Annotated in this window: 18 protein-coding genes, 1 other RNA gene and 1 pseudogene; 8 read left to right on the top strand and 12 right to left on the bottom strand. The window is 71.4% G+C overall.

All coding sequences use genetic code 11. The annotated features are described in order from the left end of the window. Window positions 1-93: 93 nt before the first annotated feature. Window positions 94-966, top strand: a complete 873-nt coding sequence (locus JW592_RS03650; protein ID WP_229375096.1) for a glycerophosphodiester phosphodiesterase — start codon at window positions 94-96, stop codon at window positions 964-966. A 59-nt stretch (window positions 967-1,025) separates the two neighbouring features. Here JW592_RS03650 and JW592_RS03645 read toward each other — a convergent pair whose 3' ends face one another. Beyond that, window positions 1,026-1,643, bottom strand: a complete 618-nt coding sequence (locus tag JW592_RS03645) for a TetR/AcrR family transcriptional regulator (RefSeq protein WP_209263371.1) — start codon at window positions 1,641-1,643, stop codon at window positions 1,026-1,028. A 143-nt stretch (window positions 1,644-1,786) separates the two neighbouring features. Between JW592_RS03645 and JW592_RS03640 the strand changes: the two genes are divergently transcribed. Together JW592_RS03640 and ddaH are read left to right on the top strand one after the other, a co-directional pair. Next, complete coding sequence (locus JW592_RS03640) at window positions 1,787-1,957, top strand: DUF6243 family protein (protein WP_209263370.1); 171 nt, start codon at window positions 1,787-1,789, stop codon at window positions 1,955-1,957. Between the two features lie 145 nt (window positions 1,958-2,102). Then, window positions 2,103-2,909: a dimethylargininase gene (ddaH, locus tag JW592_RS03635; protein ID WP_209263369.1), complete on the top strand. Its 807-nt coding sequence runs from the start codon at window positions 2,103-2,105 to the stop codon at window positions 2,907-2,909. 81 nt (window positions 2,910-2,990) lie between these two features. On the opposite strand, the gene JW592_RS03630 is transcribed toward ddaH, so the two are convergent. From JW592_RS03630 to JW592_RS03620, 3 genes are read right to left on the bottom strand one after another with little or no spacing between them, the layout of a single operon-like run. Then, complete coding sequence (locus JW592_RS03630) at window positions 2,991-4,016, bottom strand: small ribosomal subunit Rsm22 family protein (RefSeq protein WP_209263368.1); 1,026 nt, start codon at window positions 4,014-4,016, stop codon at window positions 2,991-2,993. Between the two features lie 43 nt (window positions 4,017-4,059). After that, window positions 4,060-5,235: a serine hydrolase domain-containing protein gene (locus tag JW592_RS03625; protein WP_209263367.1), complete on the bottom strand. Its 1,176-nt coding sequence runs from the start codon at window positions 5,233-5,235 to the stop codon at window positions 4,060-4,062. Next, entirely contained in the window at window positions 5,217-6,545 is a 1,329-nt protein-coding gene (locus JW592_RS03620) for a multidrug effflux MFS transporter (protein ID WP_209263366.1), read from the bottom strand. The genes JW592_RS03625 and JW592_RS03620 overlap by 19 nt, the downstream gene beginning before the upstream one ends. Window positions 6,546-6,746: 201 nt before the next feature. On the opposite strand from JW592_RS03620, the gene JW592_RS03615 reads away from it, so the two are divergent. Beyond that, window positions 6,747-7,532 carry an SDR family oxidoreductase gene (locus tag JW592_RS03615; protein WP_209263365.1) on the top strand — a complete coding sequence of 262 codons (786 nt, stop codon included), beginning with the start codon at window positions 6,747-6,749 and terminating at the stop codon, window positions 7,530-7,532. A 63-nt stretch (window positions 7,533-7,595) separates the two neighbouring features. Beyond that, window positions 7,596-8,007, top strand: an RNA gene (gene rnpB, locus JW592_RS03610) — RNase P RNA component class A. A gap of 140 nt (window positions 8,008-8,147) precedes the next feature. On the opposite strand, the gene JW592_RS03605 is transcribed toward rnpB, so the two are convergent. The 5 genes from JW592_RS03605 to JW592_RS03585 form a co-directional block, all read right to left on the bottom strand. Continuing rightward, window positions 8,148-8,378, bottom strand: coding sequence for a hypothetical protein (locus tag JW592_RS03605; protein WP_209263364.1), 231 nt, complete (start codon window positions 8,376-8,378; stop codon window positions 8,148-8,150). After that, window positions 8,375-8,530, bottom strand: a complete 156-nt coding sequence (locus tag JW592_RS03600; RefSeq protein WP_209263363.1) for a hypothetical protein — start codon at window positions 8,528-8,530, stop codon at window positions 8,375-8,377. The genes JW592_RS03605 and JW592_RS03600 overlap by 4 nt, the downstream gene beginning before the upstream one ends. After that, on the bottom strand, window positions 8,523-8,747 hold the full coding sequence (locus tag JW592_RS03595; protein ID WP_209263510.1) for a hypothetical protein: 225 nt from the start codon (window positions 8,745-8,747) through the stop codon (window positions 8,523-8,525). The genes JW592_RS03600 and JW592_RS03595 overlap by 8 nt, the downstream gene beginning before the upstream one ends. Before the next feature lie 308 nt (window positions 8,748-9,055). After that, the gene (locus JW592_RS03590; protein ID WP_229375095.1) at window positions 9,056-9,304 is read right to left on the bottom strand and encodes a hypothetical protein; all 249 of its coding nucleotides are present in this window, start codon (window positions 9,302-9,304) and stop codon (window positions 9,056-9,058) included. 100 nt (window positions 9,305-9,404) lie between these two features. After that, window positions 9,405-10,658 carry a helix-turn-helix domain-containing protein gene (locus JW592_RS03585; protein ID WP_307805272.1) on the bottom strand — a complete coding sequence of 418 codons (1,254 nt, stop codon included), beginning with the start codon at window positions 10,656-10,658 and terminating at the stop codon, window positions 9,405-9,407. Window positions 10,659-11,088: 430 nt separating this feature from the next. Between JW592_RS03585 and JW592_RS33120 the strand changes: the two genes are divergently transcribed. Then, complete coding sequence (locus JW592_RS33120; protein ID WP_267877955.1) at window positions 11,089-11,220, top strand: hypothetical protein; 132 nt, start codon at window positions 11,089-11,091, stop codon at window positions 11,218-11,220. A gap of 265 nt (window positions 11,221-11,485) precedes the next feature. Here JW592_RS33120 and JW592_RS03580 read toward each other — a convergent pair whose 3' ends face one another. The 3 genes and pseudogenes from JW592_RS03580 to JW592_RS03570 form a co-directional block, all read right to left on the bottom strand. Then, entirely contained in the window at window positions 11,486-11,902 is a 417-nt protein-coding gene (locus tag JW592_RS03580) for a nitroreductase/quinone reductase family protein (protein ID WP_209263361.1), read from the bottom strand. 441 nt (window positions 11,903-12,343) lie between these two features. Beyond that, window positions 12,344-13,009: pseudogene (gene erm, locus JW592_RS33290) on the bottom strand (23S ribosomal RNA methyltransferase Erm); the annotation flags it as partial. 562 nt (window positions 13,010-13,571) lie between these two features. Then, a complete protein-coding gene (locus JW592_RS03570) occupies window positions 13,572-13,880 on the bottom strand; it encodes a hypothetical protein (RefSeq protein ID WP_209263360.1) in 309 nt (102 codons plus the stop codon). 273 nt (window positions 13,881-14,153) lie between these two features. Between JW592_RS03570 and JW592_RS03565 the strand changes: the two genes are divergently transcribed. After that, window positions 14,154-14,306, top strand: a complete 153-nt coding sequence (locus JW592_RS03565; protein WP_307805271.1) for a hypothetical protein — start codon at window positions 14,154-14,156, stop codon at window positions 14,304-14,306. A 243-nt stretch (window positions 14,307-14,549) separates the two neighbouring features. Then, window positions 14,550-15,848, top strand: a complete 1,299-nt coding sequence (locus tag JW592_RS03560) for a radical SAM protein (protein WP_229375163.1) — start codon at window positions 14,550-14,552, stop codon at window positions 15,846-15,848. Window positions 15,849-15,907 lie beyond the last annotated feature (59 nt).

The raw sequence follows: 15,907 nt of genomic DNA, 5'->3' as shown, positions 1-15,907 counted from the left end.
TCCGGTACGCGGGGTCGGGCGCGTCACCCCTGAGGGCCACCCGGCCGGACGCCCCACCCGGCGTATCGTCCCGGTCACCCCTAGCTTGGGACCATGGTCACAAAGGCGGTTTTTGTCCCGATGGTCCCGTTGATCGCCCTGACCCTCGCCACAGCTCCGGCCACACCGGCCGCACCGGTCGGGCGCACCGGCCCGTCGGTCGCCGCACCGGAGGCCCCGAGCGAGGTCGTACCCCGAGGCGCCCGGCTCACCGGCACCACCTTCACCGCACACCGGGGCGGTGCCCTGGAAGTCCCCGAGAACAGCATGCAGGGGATGATCGCGACTCAGCAGCGCGGGTACGCCCGGGTTCTGGACGCCGACATCCGCCAACTGCGCGACGGCACCCTGGTGGCGATGCACGACGCCACACTCGACCGCACCACCGACAAGCACGGCAAGGTCAGCGCGCTGGACTGGAAGGACTGGCAGAAGGTGCGGATCGTCCCCAAGCGCAGCCTGCCGGGCCACTGGCGGCGCGAGCGCCCTCCGGCAGCGCGGGAGATCCTCGACCGCTTCGGCGGCGACACGCTGCTGATGCTGGAGCTGAAGGACTCCGAGGGACTGTCCCGGCTCGCCCGGCTCATCCGGGAACGGCATCTGACCCGCTCGGTCATGGTGGAGTCCAACGACCCCCAGGTGGCGGAAAAGGCCCACAAGATGGGCCTGCTGACGGCCGTATGGCGCTCGGCACGCCAGCTGGCCCACGACCAGCCGAAGGAGTGGCAGGACTTTGTGACGATGCTCAGCGTCGACCACCGGGCCTCGGCGCGGCACGTACGCAAGGCCGTGGAGTCCGGCATCACCTATGTGTGGTCGCACACGGTCAACACCCGGAAGACCCGCGACCGGATGCTGAAGCTGGGCTGCGACGGCATCGTCACCGACCGGCCGGGCAGCCTGGCCCTCACCGGGGCCGAGCCGTAGACACGGGAGGGGGACGGACGGGCGGCGACGCCGCCCCGGCGCGCGCCGTCGCACGGCGATCAGGGCTTGCCGTCGCGTGGTGCGAGGGCCCGCAGGACGAGCTCGACCAGCCGGTCGGTGAACTCGTGGGTCAGCGGGCCCGAACGGCTGAGCCAGCGCTGCTGGAAAGGGCCGAGCAGCAGCTCGACGGCGAGGTCCAGATCCAGCTCGGGGTCGATCTGCCCGGCCTCCTGGCCTGAGCGCAGCCGCTCGGTGTACACCTTCAGACCCGGCTCCCTGAGCCGCGTGACGAACTGGTCGGCCAGCTTCGGATCGGTGGCGGCGGCGACGGCCAGCGCGCGGTAGGGGGCCTCGAAGGCGGTGTCGGAGAACTCGTCGGCGGTGGCCCTCAGCACCGTCTTGAGGTCGGCCTCGATGTCACCCGTGTCGGGGAAGCCGCTGTCGTAGTCCTGGTCGTGCACGACCTCGGTGAAGGCGTCGAGCAGCACGGCCGCCTTCGAGGGCCACCAGCGGTAGATCGTCTGCTTGCCGACACCGGCCCGCGCCGCGATGGCCTCGATGGTCAGCTTGGGGTATCCGACCTCGCCGACCAGTTCCATGCTGGCCTGAAGGATCGCCTTGCGGGAGCGCTCGCTACGACGCGAGACGTCGGGGTGCTTCGCCGTGGTGGATGACATGGTCCGAATCTAGCAGCGTGCAGAGACGAGACGAACCGTCTTGACAAGACGTATCGTCTCGCCGCATGCTTCATGGACAGCTCAGCGAGACGATACGTCTCGTAGCTCTTACCTTGTTCCGTTCACCAGAAGAGGAGATGTCCATGAGCAAAGGACGCGGCGGAAGGATGCTCGGCGTCGGCGGCACCCGCGCACACCTGTCCCGCAAGCAGCTGCGGGGCGCCACGGGCGGCGGCCACGGCCCGGGCGGCGGGACCGACCCGCTCGCCCAGAAGCGCGAACTGCTGCGCAGGCTGCGGGAGTCACGGGATTAGCGCGCACCACCGTTGTGCGCTCCCGCTCCTGCTCCCGCACTCCCGGTCCGCGATCCGACCAACTTGACCGGCAATCCATCCGAACAGGCTCCTCAGGGCGCACCATGGGCGCACCGCATCACGCATGTGCCCTGAGGAGCCTGAGATGTACGCAACCCGTCGCTATCTGATGTGCCCTCCGACCCACTTCCGCGTCACCTACTCCATCAACCCCTGGATGGACCCCGGAAAACCCGTGGACCTCCGCCTCGCGCTCGCCCAGTGGGAAGCCCTCCGCGACCGCTACCGCGCCCTCGGCCACACCGTCGAGCTCCTCGACCCGGAGCCGGGACTGCCGGACATGGTCTACGCCGCCAACGGCGCGACCGTCGTGGACGGGAGAGTGCTCGGCGCCCGGTTCGCGCACCCCGAGCGCGCCGACGAGGCGGCAGCGCACCGCGCCTGGTACCGGGCACACGGCTTCGCCGACGTGACCGAGCCCGTCCACATCAACGAGGGTGAGGGCGACTTCGCCGTCACCTCCTCCTGGCTGCTGGCCGGCCGCGGCTTCCGCAGCAGCCCGCTCTCCCACGGGGAGGCCCAGGAGTTCTTCGGCCGCCCCGTCATCGGCCTCGATCTGGTGGACCCGCGCTACTACCACCTCGACACGGCCCTGTGCGTGCTGGACCCCGAGAGGGACGAGGTGATGTACCACCCCGCCGCCTTCTCACCGGGCAGCCAGGCCGTCCTCGCACGGCTGTTCCCCGACGCGCTGCTTGCGGAGGAGTCCGACGCGCTCGCCCTCGGCCTCAACGCCGTCAGCGACGGCCACCATGTGTTCCTGCCCGAGGCTGCCGCCGGGCTCTTCGCACCGCTGCGGGCACGGGGCTATGAGCCCGTGCCCGTCGATCTGACGGAGCTGTTGAAGGGTGGCGGCAGCGTCAAATGTGTGACGGCGGAGTTGCGGCCGTAGGCCACCCGTCCCCGCCGAATGGTGCGGCACCCCTTCTCCTTGTGCTGGGGAGGGGGTGCCACTTGCTCCATCTTCGCGGGGTCAGGGGTGGGTGTGCGGGAAGGCGCCGCCCCATTCGGCTTTGCGGGCGGCGCGATACGTGGGGCCCTCGCGCTTGGTGACCGTCCGGCGGCGCAGGCCGCCACCGTCCTCGCCCTCGACCTCGTCCTCGCCCTCGCCCTCGCACAGATCGAGCAGCACCTGACCCTTGCGAAGCTGGGGCCTGCGCACGATCCGGGCCGGAGCGGGGGCACCCGGAACCCGCTCGTGTACGGCCACCACGTAGCTGAACTTCTCGTCCTCGTACGGAAGCTCCCCGCCCTTCACCCGGCGGTGCAGCGAGGAGCGGGCGACCCGTACCGCGAAGTGGCACCAGTCCTGCCCAGGCACGATCGGGCAGGCACCGTCGTGCGGACACGGCGCCAGCACCCGCAGTCCAGCGGCGATCAGCGCCTCACGGCCCTCGCGGATGCGCAGGTAGCCGTCCGGCGTACCGGGCTCGACCAGCACGACCGCACCCCGCGCGGCCCGCGCCGCCGCCTCCACCACGGCGCGCCGGTCGGCGTCGGCGAGCTCGCCCAGCACATAGGAGACGGTCACCAGGTCAGCGGGCTCCCACTCGGGCGCCGTACCGCCGCGCAGCGACCCGCGGCGCCACTCGGCACCGTGCAGCGCCGCCGACCCGGCTCCGGACGCGAGCCGGCGGCCGAGGGCGAGCGCGGGCTCCGCCCAGTCCAGTACGACGGTGGAACGTGCCGTATCCCACACCTGGGCTGCCGCCCACACGGCGGCACCCGTACCGCCACCCACGTCCAGATGGCCGGCGGGGGCCCAGCCGGGGGCGCGCTCGGCCAGCGCTTCCAGCGCTGCGGAGGCGGCGGCGAACGTGGCGGGCATCCGGTAGGCGGCGTAGGCGGCCGCGTCGGCGCCGTCCCGCAGTACGGGCGCCGTGGTGGGGGTTTCCCCCCGGTAGTGGGCGATCAGCCGTTCGACGGCGGCCGACGCCTGCCGCGCGGGCAGCCCGTCCAGCGCTGCGGCGAGCGCGCCGCGCAGTTCTTGCTCGATCACCTCGACAGTGTAGGAAAGCCGAAGACCGTACCGTCCCGGCAGCTCACAGCACCGCCCGGGCCAGCCGGGTGGCCGCCGCCGCGCGGGGGCGGCTGTCCGGGGTCCGCCGTACGGGGTGGACCGTGTTGGCGAGCAGCACCAGAAAGGTGTCGGTCGCCGGGTCGAGCACCAGGCTGGTGCCGGTGAAACCGGTGTGCCCCGCGGCACGCGAACCGGCCCCGGCAGCCAGCTCCCCCATGAACCAGCCGGCGCCGGTGTGGAAGCCCAGTCCCGGTGGGGCCAGCAGCTCGGCGACCGAGGAGCGGGCCAGGATGCGGGCCTGTCCGTACGCGCCGCCCGCGAGCAGGGTGCGGCACAGCACGGCGAGGTCGCGCGCCGTGGAGAAGAGTCCCGCGTGCCCGGCGACGCCGCGCATGGCGTAGGCGTTCTCGTCGTGGACGCGGCCGTGGATCAGACCGCGGTTGAGCTTGGCCCAGGGCCTGCGCTGGTCCTCGGTCGCGGCGATACGGGAGCGCCAGGAGCGGGGCGGGTTGAAGCGGGTGCGGTCCATCCCGAGCGGGGTGGTGATGCCGTCCCGTACCAGGGCGTCCAGCGGCCGGCCCGTCACCTGCCACAGCACGCTCTCCACCAGCAGCAGGTTGAGGTCGGAGTACAGATACGCCGTGCCGGGTTCGGTCACCGGCTTCTCGGCCCACAGCAGGGCGAGGTGCTCGGCGGTGTTGTGCTCGTAGAACGGCAGTTCGGGCCGGAGTCCGGAGGTGTGGGTGAGCAGGTGGCGGACCGTGATGCCGTGGTCGGTGACCAGCCCGGCGCGCGGGTCGGCGTACCCGACGACGGGCGCGTCGAGGTCGAGTGTGCCGCGCTCGGCCTGCTGGACGGCGGCTATGGCGGTGAACAGCTTGGTGAGCGATGCCAGATCGAAGACGGTGTCCGCGCGGACCGGCAGCCACTTCTCGCGCGGCAGCTCCACGGGCAGCCCCCGCTCCGGATCCCAGGCGGCGTACCGCAGCGCCCAGCCGGTGGCGTGCTCCAGCGCGATGTACGGGCCGCGCCCCGCCAGCACGACGGCACCGGCGCACCAGCCCGCTGCGGGCAGCGCGTCGGTCTCGTCGGCCAGCGCGGCCAGGTGGTCGTCGTCGAGCCCGGCCTTGTCCCGGAAGCGGCGCCGTGCTTGCGCGTCGTCCAGGGCGGCCACGCTCCTCAGTCGCGTGCGCGCCATGGACGGCAGAGTGCCACGAAGGCGAGCGCGGCCAGAACCACGGAGCTGAGCTGGACGAGTGCCATGGGCACGGCGGTCCCCTCGCCCGCGACTCCCACCAGCGGGGAGGCGACGGCTCCGATGAGGAACTGCGAGGTGCCCAGCAGCGCGGAGGCCGAACCGGCCGCGTGCGGGGTGCGCATCAGCGCCTGGGAGTTGGCGTTCGGCATGATCAGCCCCATGCCGGACATCATCACGCACAGTCCGGTGGCCAGCGGAGCCAGGCCGACGTGTCCGAAGACCCCGGTGGTCATCAGCAGCAGCGCCACGGTGGCGGCACCGACCATGCCCAGCCCGAACGTCAGCACCCGGTCCAGCGGCACCCGGCCGACCAGGATCTTTCCGTTGAGCTGTCCGAAGGCGACCAGCCCGATGGAGTTGACCATGAACAGCAGGCTGAAGGTCTGCGGCGAGGCGCCGTAGATCTCCTGGACGACGAACGGCGAGGCCGCGACGTAGGAGAACAGCGCCGCGAACGCCAGCCCTCCGGTGAGCAGATAGCCGGTGAAGACGCGGTCCGCGAGGAGCCCGCGCATGGTGCGCAGCGCGTCGGGCAGGCCGCCCTTGTGCCGCCGCTCGGCGGGCAGCGTCTCGGGCAGCTTGCGCAGCACGACCAGGACGAGCAGCAGTCCGATCGCGGCCAGGATGCAGAAGACGCCCCGCCAGTCGGTGAAGCGCAGTACCTGGCCGCCGAGGACCGGCGCGAGAATCGGCGCGGTGCCGGAGATCAGCATGAGCGTGGAGAAGAACCGCGCCATCGCCAGCCCGTCGTACATGTCCCGTACGACGGCGCGGGCTATCACCACGCCCGCGGCGCCCGCGAGGCCCTGGGCGAGCCGGAAGACGGTGAGGGTGGCGGCGGTGGGCGCCAGCGCGCAGGCGAGACTGGCGACGATGTAGCAGCCCATGCCGGTCAGCAGCGGGCGGCGCCGCCCGAACCGGTCGCTCATCGGCCCGGCCACGAGCTGCCCGACGGCCAGCCCGACCAGGCAGGCGGTGAGGGTGAGCTGAGCGCTGGCGGCGGGGATGTGGAGCGCTTCGCCGACCTCCGGGAGCGCCGGGAGGTACATGTCGATCGAGAGGGGCGGAAGCGCGGTCAGTCCGCCGAGGATGAGGGTCAGCAGCAGTCCGGCACGGCGGCGGCGCGTCAACTCGGGGGCGGCGGCGGTGGCTTTCGGGGTGGATTCCGGGGCGGGTTCCGCGGTGGGTCCGGGCTGGTGCCCGAGGTCGGTGGGTGGGGCGGCCGATGGCTGGGGGCCGGGCTTGGTCATGCACCTCTCCAGGAGATTGTCACGGGCCCGAACATTCTCCCAGGGATTCCCGGAACGGCCCACACGTTTGTTCCCCCGTCGGGCGGCAGCGACGACCCCCGGCCGCCGTCGACGACGCCTCCCAGCCACCGGGCGACGACGCCTCCCGCCCACCCGGCCACGACTGTCCGGCCGCCGGGCGCCCGCACGTACGCTCAGCTCATGACGCAGCAGAAGCACGAGGCACACGAGCACCCCGCCGAGACGGCCGGTACCGCCGTGGTGACCGGAGCGGGCTCCGGAATCGGCCGCGCCGTCGCCCTCACTCTCGCCGACGCCGGCTGGACGGTCGTCCTGGCGGGCCGCCGCCGGGAGACGCTGGAGGAGACCGCGCAACTGGCCGCGGGTGCCCCGACCCGGTGCGTCCCCACGGACGTCACGGACCAGGCCGACGTCACCGCGCTGTTCGACTCCGTACGCGAGCACGAGGGGCGGCTCGATCTGCTGTTCAACAACGCGGGCACCTTCGGCCCCGCCGTACCGCTGGAGGACCTCTCCTTCGAGCAGTGGCGCGGTGTCGTGGACGTCAATCTGCACGGCGCCTTCCTCTGCGCACAGGCCGCCTACCGGCTGATGCGCGACCAGCGGCCCAGGGGCGGCCGCATCATCAACAACGGCTCCATCTCGGCCCACACCCCGCGGCCGGGCTCCATCGCCTACACCGCGACCAAGCACGCCATGACGGGCCTGACCAAGTCCCTCTCACTCGACGGCCGCGCCTACGACATCGCCTGCGGCCAGATCGACATCGGCAACGCCGCCACCGAGATGACGTCGGCCATGTCCCAGGGCGTCCCCCAGGCGAACGGCAGCCGTGCCGCCGAGCCCACCATGAACACCGACGACGTGGCCCGCACCGTGCTGCACATGGCGTCGCTGCCGCTGGAGGCCAACGTCCAGTTCGCGACGGTGCTGGCAACGAAGATGCCGTACATCGGCCGGGGCTGAGCCCGCCACCCGGTGGCCGCCCGGGCGGCCGGCCGTGAGCGGGTACGATGGCCGCACGGCGGACGAGCCGGCCGGGCGGTCGCGTCGGGAGTGCCCAGCGCATTCCCGCCGAGGAACGTCCGGGCTCCACAGGGCAGGATGGTGGGTAACGCCCACCCGGGGTGACCCGCGGGACAGTGCCACAGAAAGCAGACCGCCGGGGACCGTTGCGTACGGTGCCCGGTAAGGGTGAAACGGTGGTGTAAGAGACCACCAGCGCCCAGGGTGACCTGGGCGGCTAGGTAAACCCCATCCGGAGCAAGGTCAAGAGGGAGCACCCTGGTGCTCCTGCGCGGACGACCGAGGGCGGCCCGCCCGAGTCCGCGGGTAGACCGCAGGAGGCCGGTGGCAACACCGGTCCTAGATGGATGACCGCCACCCGGAACGCCGCAAGGCGCCCGGAGCACAGAACCCGGCGTACAGGCCGACTCGTCCGCCCCCACCTGGGGGCTTCACTTCGAGAAGGGCCTCTGACCTGCGAGGGAGCCCTCCGGAGATCTCCGGCGTCCCCACTGTTTTCGGCTCCTGGCGGCACGGGAGCCGTGTCTGGTGCCGCTCCGGCCGGGACGGGAGCCATCAGGCGTGCGCGATCAGCCGCAGTTCTGGTGGCCCTGGATGCTTGGCCTCTCGATGCCGCCGCATCACGAAGGCCAGGGCGTACTCGACCTCGGTCTCCTGCCTGTGCTGCGCGAGGGCGAGCATGTGGTGGATCTGGTCGCACAGGTCGCACGGTGCATCGTCGAGCTCGGCCTCGTCCTCGGCGGCGCGCAGTCGCACAGCCGCCGACACCAGGTCGTCTTCCGTCACGGAGTGTCTCCCGGCTGGGCGTCGCGCGGCGTGGTCTTCCACACCGCCAGGAGGAAGGGGATCCGTGCCGCGCGTCGGCGCCCGTGCAGATGCAGCTGCTGACGCAGATGGCGGCTCAGGGACTGCAAGGGGCTGTCGGGGTTCTCAGGCATGCCGGGCCTCCAGCGCGGCGGCCGCGGCAGCACGCTTCTCCGGCGCGGCGATCGCTTCCACCGCGTCGGCGGAGGTGCTCCACTGGTCGACCAGCGGCCGGGCACACGGCAGGCACGCATACGCGCCGCCTCCGGCCCCGGAGCCCTGCTCGTGGACGACGATCAAAGCGACATCGTCGGCCATGCCTTGGTGCCACGCGCAGTATCCAGCAGTCATCTGATCTCCTCCTTGTCCGCGGGTGGGCAGGCACAGCAGCGGCTGCTGACAACGCGGACCTGACCGTCGCGGTCGGTGGTAAGGGAGAGCGGCCTCTTGCAGCGCGGGCAGGTCCCGTACCAGGTCCCGCGCCGGGCCGTGACCGCCGCGGGCTCAGGTGCCATTGCGATCACGCTTTCGTCGGCAGCGCGGGCACCGGCACGGCGGGTAGACCATGGACCACGAGGGCAACAGCTTGGTACAGCGAAGGGTGCGCCACCTCGACCAACTTCGGCCGCTGTCGCGGGAGATGCGGATCTTCATGGTGCTCACGGCTCCCCGCGGCGGGAGACTGCAGCGTCGTAGGCAGCCCGCTCGTCGGCGGTGGCTTCCCGCACGTCGTCGGGACGGGCGCGCCATTCGTAGCCGTTGGCCGTGACCAGCACGTACCGGTCTTCGAAGGCGAGCTGGACGCGTCCGGTCCACGGCGGTTCGGGCGGTACCTGTTGCGCAGTGGCCCCATCCACCAGGTACGCGCCACGCTGGTGGCGCTCGGTGACCTGCTGTGCGGCGTCCATGACGACCCCTCGCGACGTACGTGATCAGGTAGTCACTGTCGGTAGGAGTCCTGCAACGCGAGAAGGGGCACAGGATGTGCCCCCTCTGAACGAGTGATACTCAGGCAGCCAAGACGCCAATCTTGACTGCGAGTTCGGACGCCCGCCGCCGCCGCTCCGGGCTCTTGGCCTCCGTCTCTTCCAGCACGATCCGCCGCGCGTAACCGTTGTAACGGATCGTCTCCGGCGCGGCTTCGAAAGCCTTATTCAGCGTGGCCAGCGCCGCCTCCGGCTGCCCATCCAGCTGGTACCCACGGGCTTCTTCGATACGGTGCCGAGATCGGCGAGGCCGTGACGGGATGGTCGTCGCGTCCGCTGCGGCGGCCTGACGGACGCTCTCGCCACCCGCATGCAGTTCTACTGCGACCGTCACCGCGTGCGCCCTGATGATGGCCTGCGAAAAGGACGTCACCGGGTGGTAGTACGTCGCGGGTAGACGTGCTGCTTTCGCGCGAGCCTTATCCCACCAGCCCCAGGCGGACCCAATATCGCCACGGCGTGCGGCTGTGTACCCAGCCTCGAACTCCAGCGCCCCGATGATGGCCAGCACGTCGTCAGCGGCGTCCGGCAGGAGAGGGGTCAGGTACTCCAACGTCGCCATGGTGATGTCGTCAGCTGCGCCGAAGTGAGCGGGGCCGCTGTCACGGTGTGCCTGCGCCGTGAGCCATGCAGCTACGCCCATGGCGTGCGGGTCCTCAGACTCCTGAGCGGCAACCATCCCCCGCTCGGCGACCCTCCACAGAAGCGAGGCATCAGGCTGGTAGGCGACGAAGAACTGCGACAGCGAGTACACCTCAGAGAGGATGGCCTGTGCCGTGCGCCGCTCGGCAGCGGACTCAGCTTGCCGGACAGCGAGTTGCGCGTCCCGGATCAAGTCAGGCAGCAGCTGCCCTAGAACTTCCCGGTGGTTCGGCGCCTGGTGCCGGGCGGCCCAGGCGCGGGCCAGCCGCGCGGCCACGTGCTCGCGTGGCGGCGCTTCCCGGTCCGAGGAACTGATCGGGTAGGCGTTCACCGCAGCCGCGACGGCAGGCAACCGCGGGTGCCCTGGGCCTGTGAACAGGTCCACCTCCACGCCTTGGTCGCCAGTCAGGTCTGACAGCGACCGCACGCGGAGGATTTCGGCAATACGAAGGATCATCGGCAGTTTCGGGGTCTGGAGCCGTCCGTTCTCGATCTGCTTGACCCAGCTCGGCGACATGCCGAGGAGCCCGGCCAGCACGGTGCGGGGCATGCCTCGGCGTTCGCGGAGGATCTGCATACGTTGGCCGAATGCCAGCGGCTCGGTGTACGGGTCCGGGGTACCACCTTGAGACACGGCCTTGCCCCTCTCTGAACAGCTCGACGCTGTCAGGATATGAGGTGAGGCCGTAACTCTGCGCCTACACAGGGTGGATGTACGCGGCGGGCCAGCGCCACAGACAGGCGGGGCAGTGCCCCCCAGGATGCGAGCCGACCGATCGAGGGCGCAGCCTGGAGACATGGGTGCCGCCCGGAAGGGCTGACCCGAGAGTACGCGAGGCGCGGCCTGGAGCCACCCCGGGCGTACGGCCAGGTCGGCAACCGGCCCGCTCGAACACGTCGATGGCCAGCCATGGGCGTGTAACGATCCATCAAGACACCGCCATCGCTTGGGCGATATGCTGCTCGCGCTCGACCTTCCTCGCTCCAACTTGCCGCCCCGCGCAGCGAGTCGGCGGCGAGCCCCCGGCCTACCACCGGGCGGTTCACAGAGGAAGGGAGAGAGCATGGACGATGAGGAAGTGAGCGCGCCGCCAAAGCCGCCGTGGAGCAGCTTTGAGCGGTGGTCGATCATCCTCGCGATGTCTGGCGTGCTCACGGCGATCATCTCCGTGGTGGCGCAGTTCGCGATGCGGTGACACACCGCGGGCCCGGAAGCGACCGACAGCCGCTGCACACGCAGCGAGCCCGGTCTCCGAGTGCGCGACCGGGCTCGTGAACTGCGAAGGGCCTGTCGGGTGGAGCCGGCGGGCCCTTCACCATGTTCAGCAAGGACACCTCGGCGTACTTGCTGGTGCGCAATTCTAGTGCACTTTCTTGGAGGATAGTTCAACAGCTCCGCACTGATTGACCCCTGTATTGCGAGGCGAAGGTGGCCGGGCTGGTCGCGGGCCCGCTCGCTGTTCAGTCCGTGTCGAGGTCGACGCGGATGGTCAGCAGTTCGGTGCCGACGGCACGGACCACGGCGCTGTTGAGCCGGGGCAGGGTGGTGAGGCGGGCACGCGGGTCGTCGTCCGGGAGGAGGTGGGCCGTGCCGGGGTACCAGCGGCCGGAGAGCCGGACGCGGACGCGCGGGTCGGCCTGGATGTTGCGGACGTACTGCGCCCTGCTGCCGTGCTCGGACACCAGCCAGAACTCCTGCCCGGTGCGGCGGCCGCCGACCGGGGTGCGGCGCGGGCGGCCGGTGGTGCGGCCCGTGGTCTCCAGGAGGATCTGGCCCGGCATCCGGCGGGAGAGCGGGTTGACCACATGTCGCTGGAGCGCTGTGACCGCTCGGAACTTCCGGCCGCCGCCGCTGCTGCCGCCCGCCACGCCTGTCATTCCGTCCTCCGCTTGTTGAGCGGCCCCGCCGCGCTGTCGGCGGGGCCTACCGTCCACACGCAGCCAGCATGATGGTTACGGATGAGCAGGAGTCTGTCACTCGCCACTGACAGTCTTCCGGCGCCGGGCGCGAGTGCCCTCGCGGGCGCGGCTGCGGTGCGCAGGGGTGTCTGCGCGCGTGCCCGGCGCCGGGGCCGCGTCCGCGCCCGTCGACCGGTCGGCGAGGTGGTACAGCTCCGTCCACTGCACCGCGGTCAGCGACTTGGGCAGGGCGCCCGGCCGGATGCCGTGGCCGCGCAGCCAGGCGAGGAGCCGGCCCCTGGGCAGGGCGGCGCCTCGCCCATCGCCTCCCCGGGCCTCTCGTCCAGCGCCGCCGGCGTCTCGTCCAGCGCCTCCCGCGGTGCCGCGTCCAGCGCCTCCCCCGGCGCCACGTCCGGTGCCGCGTGGGCCGCCCCGGTCGCGGGCCGCTCGCGGGATGATCTCGATCAGTCCGCGGCCGGAGCCGGTGAAGACCCGGTGGACGAAGTCCTGGTAGCGGTGCCGCTCGTGCGGCGCGAGCAGCGGTTCGGTGCGGCGGCTGACGGTGAGCAGGCCGCCGTCCACGCCGGGCCGGGGCCGGAACGCGGCCGCCGGTACACGCTGAACCAGCCGGAAGTCGTACCAGGGCCACCACTGCGCCGTCATCATCGTCGCGCCGCCCACGCCCGCACGGCGGCGCGCGACCTCCCATTGGACGAGGAGGACCGCGTCGGTCCAGTCGGAAGCGTGCAGGATGCGGCGGAGCATGGCGGTGGTGCGGTGGAACGGAAGGTTGCCGACGAGGACGTGGGGCGCCCGCGGGGCCTTCCAGCGCAGGAAGTCGGCGTGCAGGACGGTGGTCGGGGCTGCCGTACGGCGCCGGAGCCTGGCGGCCGTACGGGAGTCGGCCTCCAGGACGGTCAGCGGTCTGCCGAGCCGCTGCAGCGGAACCGTCAGCGCTCCGTCCCCGCCGCCGATCTCGACGACGGGGCCTTCGGTTCGGGCGACGAGGGCGACGAACGCACTGATCGTCGCCGGGTCGGTGAGAAAGTTCTGGCCGAGTTCATGGCGGCCTTCGTGCCTGGGCAACGGGATCTCCGCGGCTTCGTGGGGAAGCCGGGCGGCACGACGGGCCGCCCGGCGCTGGCGCGCTGAAGCGGCGGGGTCCTCCCGAACGCGTCGGAGAGTGCGCCGCCGCTGGGCCGTGCCCGGCGATCCCGCTGTTGTGGCCACGGGGTGCCCTGCCTGAGGTGTGCAGGCTGCGGGTCAGGTGTGGCTGTGGGGGCACCCCTGCTCGAAGAGGTTGGGGAGCCGTTTCTCCGCGCCCCTTCGGGAGGGGGCGCGGGTCCCATTTCGGGTGCTGTGGATGCGCTGGACGGGCCCTAGACGCCGCGGATCCGCGTGAGGGCGCAGCACGCGGCGCAGGCGCAGGCCGCGCAGGCGCAGGAACAAGCCGACATGGGCGGCACTGTAGGCGTTCCCCCAGTCGGCGCCAACCGGTTTTCCCGGCACGGACGCGGGCCGCCCCGCGCCCGTGCGGGCACGCAGGGCCCGGGCGGGCACGCAGGAAGGGCGCGGCTCCCACGTAGGCCGCGCCCTTCGGCTGCTCGCGGCTGCCCGGGGCAGCCGGCCGTCACATTCCGGGCAGTTGTCAGATGCCCATGGGGCGCATGTTGTCCTGCATACCACCCATGTCTGCCATCCGGCCCTGGTCGCCCATACCGCCCTGGTCCTGCTGGGGCATGGCGTCCTGCCGGCCCGCAGGCGGCATGGCCCCCTGGTCGGCCGCCGGGTCCATGGCGGTCTGGCCGTCCTCGCCCTGCTGGTGCGGCGGCGGCAGGACCATTCCGTGGTCGTCGCGGCCGTTCTGGTGCTCGGGGCACGCGGCTGCGGTGCCCGCGGTGGCGAGGAGCGCGGTGGCGGTCAGGGCGACCGCTGCGAGGGCTGTGCGCTTGCGCATGGGGGGTGTGCCTTTCTGTGGTGCCCCGGTAGGGGCTGGTGGACCACCGAACACGTGCGGGCTGCCCTGGCTGCGGTCCGGTCATTCGGGACGTATGCGCACTTCACCCGATGGCCCGTCACCCGGACGGAAACGCTCACCCTCGCCGAAACGCTCGCCCCCTTGTCTCCCCCGCCTCCCCCCACACATGCGAACCGTTGGCCACGGTTGCACGCTGGAGCTATGACCCCACCTATCGTCGTACACCCTCCGTCCGGTACCAGTGGACGGAAAGTGACAGCACACACCGAGAGCCTCGGCTTCGCGCACCGGCCCGAGGATGTCGTCGAGTTCCTGCGCCGCGCCGGGCTCGACCCGGCCGACATCCAACTGGACGATCCCAACCTGATCGAATGGCGCGGCGGTGGCCCGGAGGTATGGGAGTGAACCTCCCCGGGGAACCCCCGGCGCGCCGGGCCAGACGTACGGAACAAGAGGCAGGTGTGCGGCTCTTTCGGGCACGGCGGTACCGTCGGGTACGCCCCCGGGCCGCGAAGTGAGGAGCCTGATCACACCATGCCGTCAACGCCGACTCCCCTGCCGATGCCGTCCCCCGCACCGTCGGGGCGCAGCCAGCAGGGCCAGCGGGACCAGGAGCAGGGAAACCGGACCGCGCTGGTCGAGGACCTGATGGAGCGCTTCCCGCACATCCCGCGGGAGGCCGTGCTGAAGGAGGACCTGCTGCGGGGCGGGATGGCCTTCGACGACTCGGCGCTCAGCGACACCGCCGACAAGGCGACCGGCGAGATCAAGCCGAAGTCCTACTTCATCTTCTCCTTCGACCACCGCACCCTCCCCGAGCTGGGCGAGGCGGCGCTGCGGCGGCCGCCGGAGGAGGTCGTCCTGACGGGCGGGCCCTACGACCTGAGCCGCACCGTCGTCTCCGTACGGGTGAACCCGAGCTCGCCGTACCGCGTGCAGGCGGGTGAGGACGGCGCGCTCGGCCTCTATCTGGACGGGCGGCGGATCGCCGACGTCGGACTGCCGCCGATGCCGGACTACTACCGGCACACGCTCGCCAACGGGAAGTCCGTGATGGAGGTGGCACCCACCATCCAGTGGGGCTATCTGATCTATCTGACGGTCTTCCGGGTGTGCCAGTACTTCGGCGCCAAGGAGGAGTGCCAGTACTGCGACATCAACCACAACTGGCGCCAGCACAAGGCCGCCGGGCGCCCGTACACCGGGGTGAAGCCGGTCGAGGAGGTGCTGGAGGCCCTCCAGATCATCTCCGACCACGACACCCTCGGCGCCTCCAGCGCCTACACCCTCACCGGCGGCTCGATCACCTCGCAGGTGCAGGGCAAGGACGAGGCGGACTTCTACGGGCAGTACGCCAAGGCGATCGAGGAGCGCTTCCCCGGCCGCTGGACCGGCAAGGTGGTGGCCCAGGCGCTGCCCAGGGAGGACGTGCAGCGCTTCCACGACTACGGCATCCGCATCTACCACCCCAATTTCGAGGTGTGGGACAAGCGGCTGTTCGAGCTGTACTGCCCCGGCAAGGAGCGCTACGTGGGCCGTGAGGAGTGGCACCGCCGCATCCTCGACTCGGCGGAGGTCTTCGGCCCGCGCAATGTGATCCCGAACTTCGTCGCCGGGGTGGAGATGGCAGCGCCGTTCGGCTTCGACTCGGTGGACGAGGCCATCGCCTCCACCACCGAGGGCCTGGACTTCTTCATGTCCCACGGCATCACCCCGCGCTTCACCACCTGGTGCCCGGAGCCGACGACGCCGCTGGGCAAGACGAATCCGCAGGGCGCGCCGCTGGAGTACCACATCCGGCTGCTCGACGCCTACCGCGCCGCCATGCAGCGGCACGGGCTGTCCTCGCCGCCCGGCTACGGCCCGGCCGGCGCGGGGCGCGCGGTCTTCTCCGTCAGCTCGTTCATGGACACACTGCCGGCGGAGGAGGGCGCGCCGGTCGCGTGAGCCGCGCTGCGCGCCGCCGATGAGTTCTCCTGAGGGCTCCGGTCTTCTTCTTACGGGAA

It is taken from the genome of Streptomyces spirodelae (assembly GCF_017676385.1).
In the GTDB taxonomy this organism is placed as follows: Bacteria; Actinomycetota; Actinomycetes; order Streptomycetales; family Streptomycetaceae; genus Streptomyces; species Streptomyces spirodelae.
This window is presented reverse-complemented; position numbering and strand designations above follow the sequence as displayed.

Coding starts and splice junctions, on each gene's coding strand:
- ddaH (WP_209263369.1), top strand. CDS start 2,103: ATGTACGCAACCCGTCGCTATCTGATGTGCCCTCCGACCCACTTCCGC.
- JW592_RS03570 (WP_209263360.1), bottom strand. CDS start 13,880: ATGCGCAAGCGCACAGCCCTCGCAGCGGTCGCCCTGACCGCCACCGCG.
- JW592_RS03650 (WP_229375096.1), top strand. CDS start 94: ATGGTCACAAAGGCGGTTTTTGTCCCGATGGTCCCGTTGATCGCCCTG.
- JW592_RS03560 (WP_229375163.1), top strand. CDS start 14,550: ATGGAGCGCTTCCCGCACATCCCGCGGGAGGCCGTGCTGAAGGAGGAC.
- JW592_RS33120 (WP_267877955.1), top strand. CDS start 11,089: ATGGACGATGAGGAAGTGAGCGCGCCGCCAAAGCCGCCGTGGAGCAGC.
- JW592_RS03580 (WP_209263361.1), bottom strand. CDS start 11,902: ATGACAGGCGTGGCGGGCGGCAGCAGCGGCGGCGGCCGGAAGTTCCGA.
- JW592_RS03615 (WP_209263365.1), top strand. CDS start 6,747: ATGACGCAGCAGAAGCACGAGGCACACGAGCACCCCGCCGAGACGGCC.
- JW592_RS03595 (WP_209263510.1), bottom strand. CDS start 8,747: ATGACTGCTGGATACTGCGCGTGGCACCAAGGCATGGCCGACGATGTC.
- JW592_RS03600 (WP_209263363.1), bottom strand. CDS start 8,530: ATGCCTGAGAACCCCGACAGCCCCTTGCAGTCCCTGAGCCGCCATCTG.
- JW592_RS03640 (WP_209263370.1), top strand. CDS start 1,787: ATGAGCAAAGGACGCGGCGGAAGGATGCTCGGCGTCGGCGGCACCCGC.
- JW592_RS03590 (WP_229375095.1), bottom strand. CDS start 9,304: ATGGACGCCGCACAGCAGGTCACCGAGCGCCACCAGCGTGGCGCGTAC.
- JW592_RS03645 (WP_209263371.1), bottom strand. CDS start 1,643: ATGTCATCCACCACGGCGAAGCACCCCGACGTCTCGCGTCGTAGCGAG.
- JW592_RS03620 (WP_209263366.1), bottom strand. CDS start 6,545: ATGACCAAGCCCGGCCCCCAGCCATCGGCCGCCCCACCCACCGACCTC.
- JW592_RS03625 (WP_209263367.1), bottom strand. CDS start 5,235: ATGGCGCGCACGCGACTGAGGAGCGTGGCCGCCCTGGACGACGCGCAA.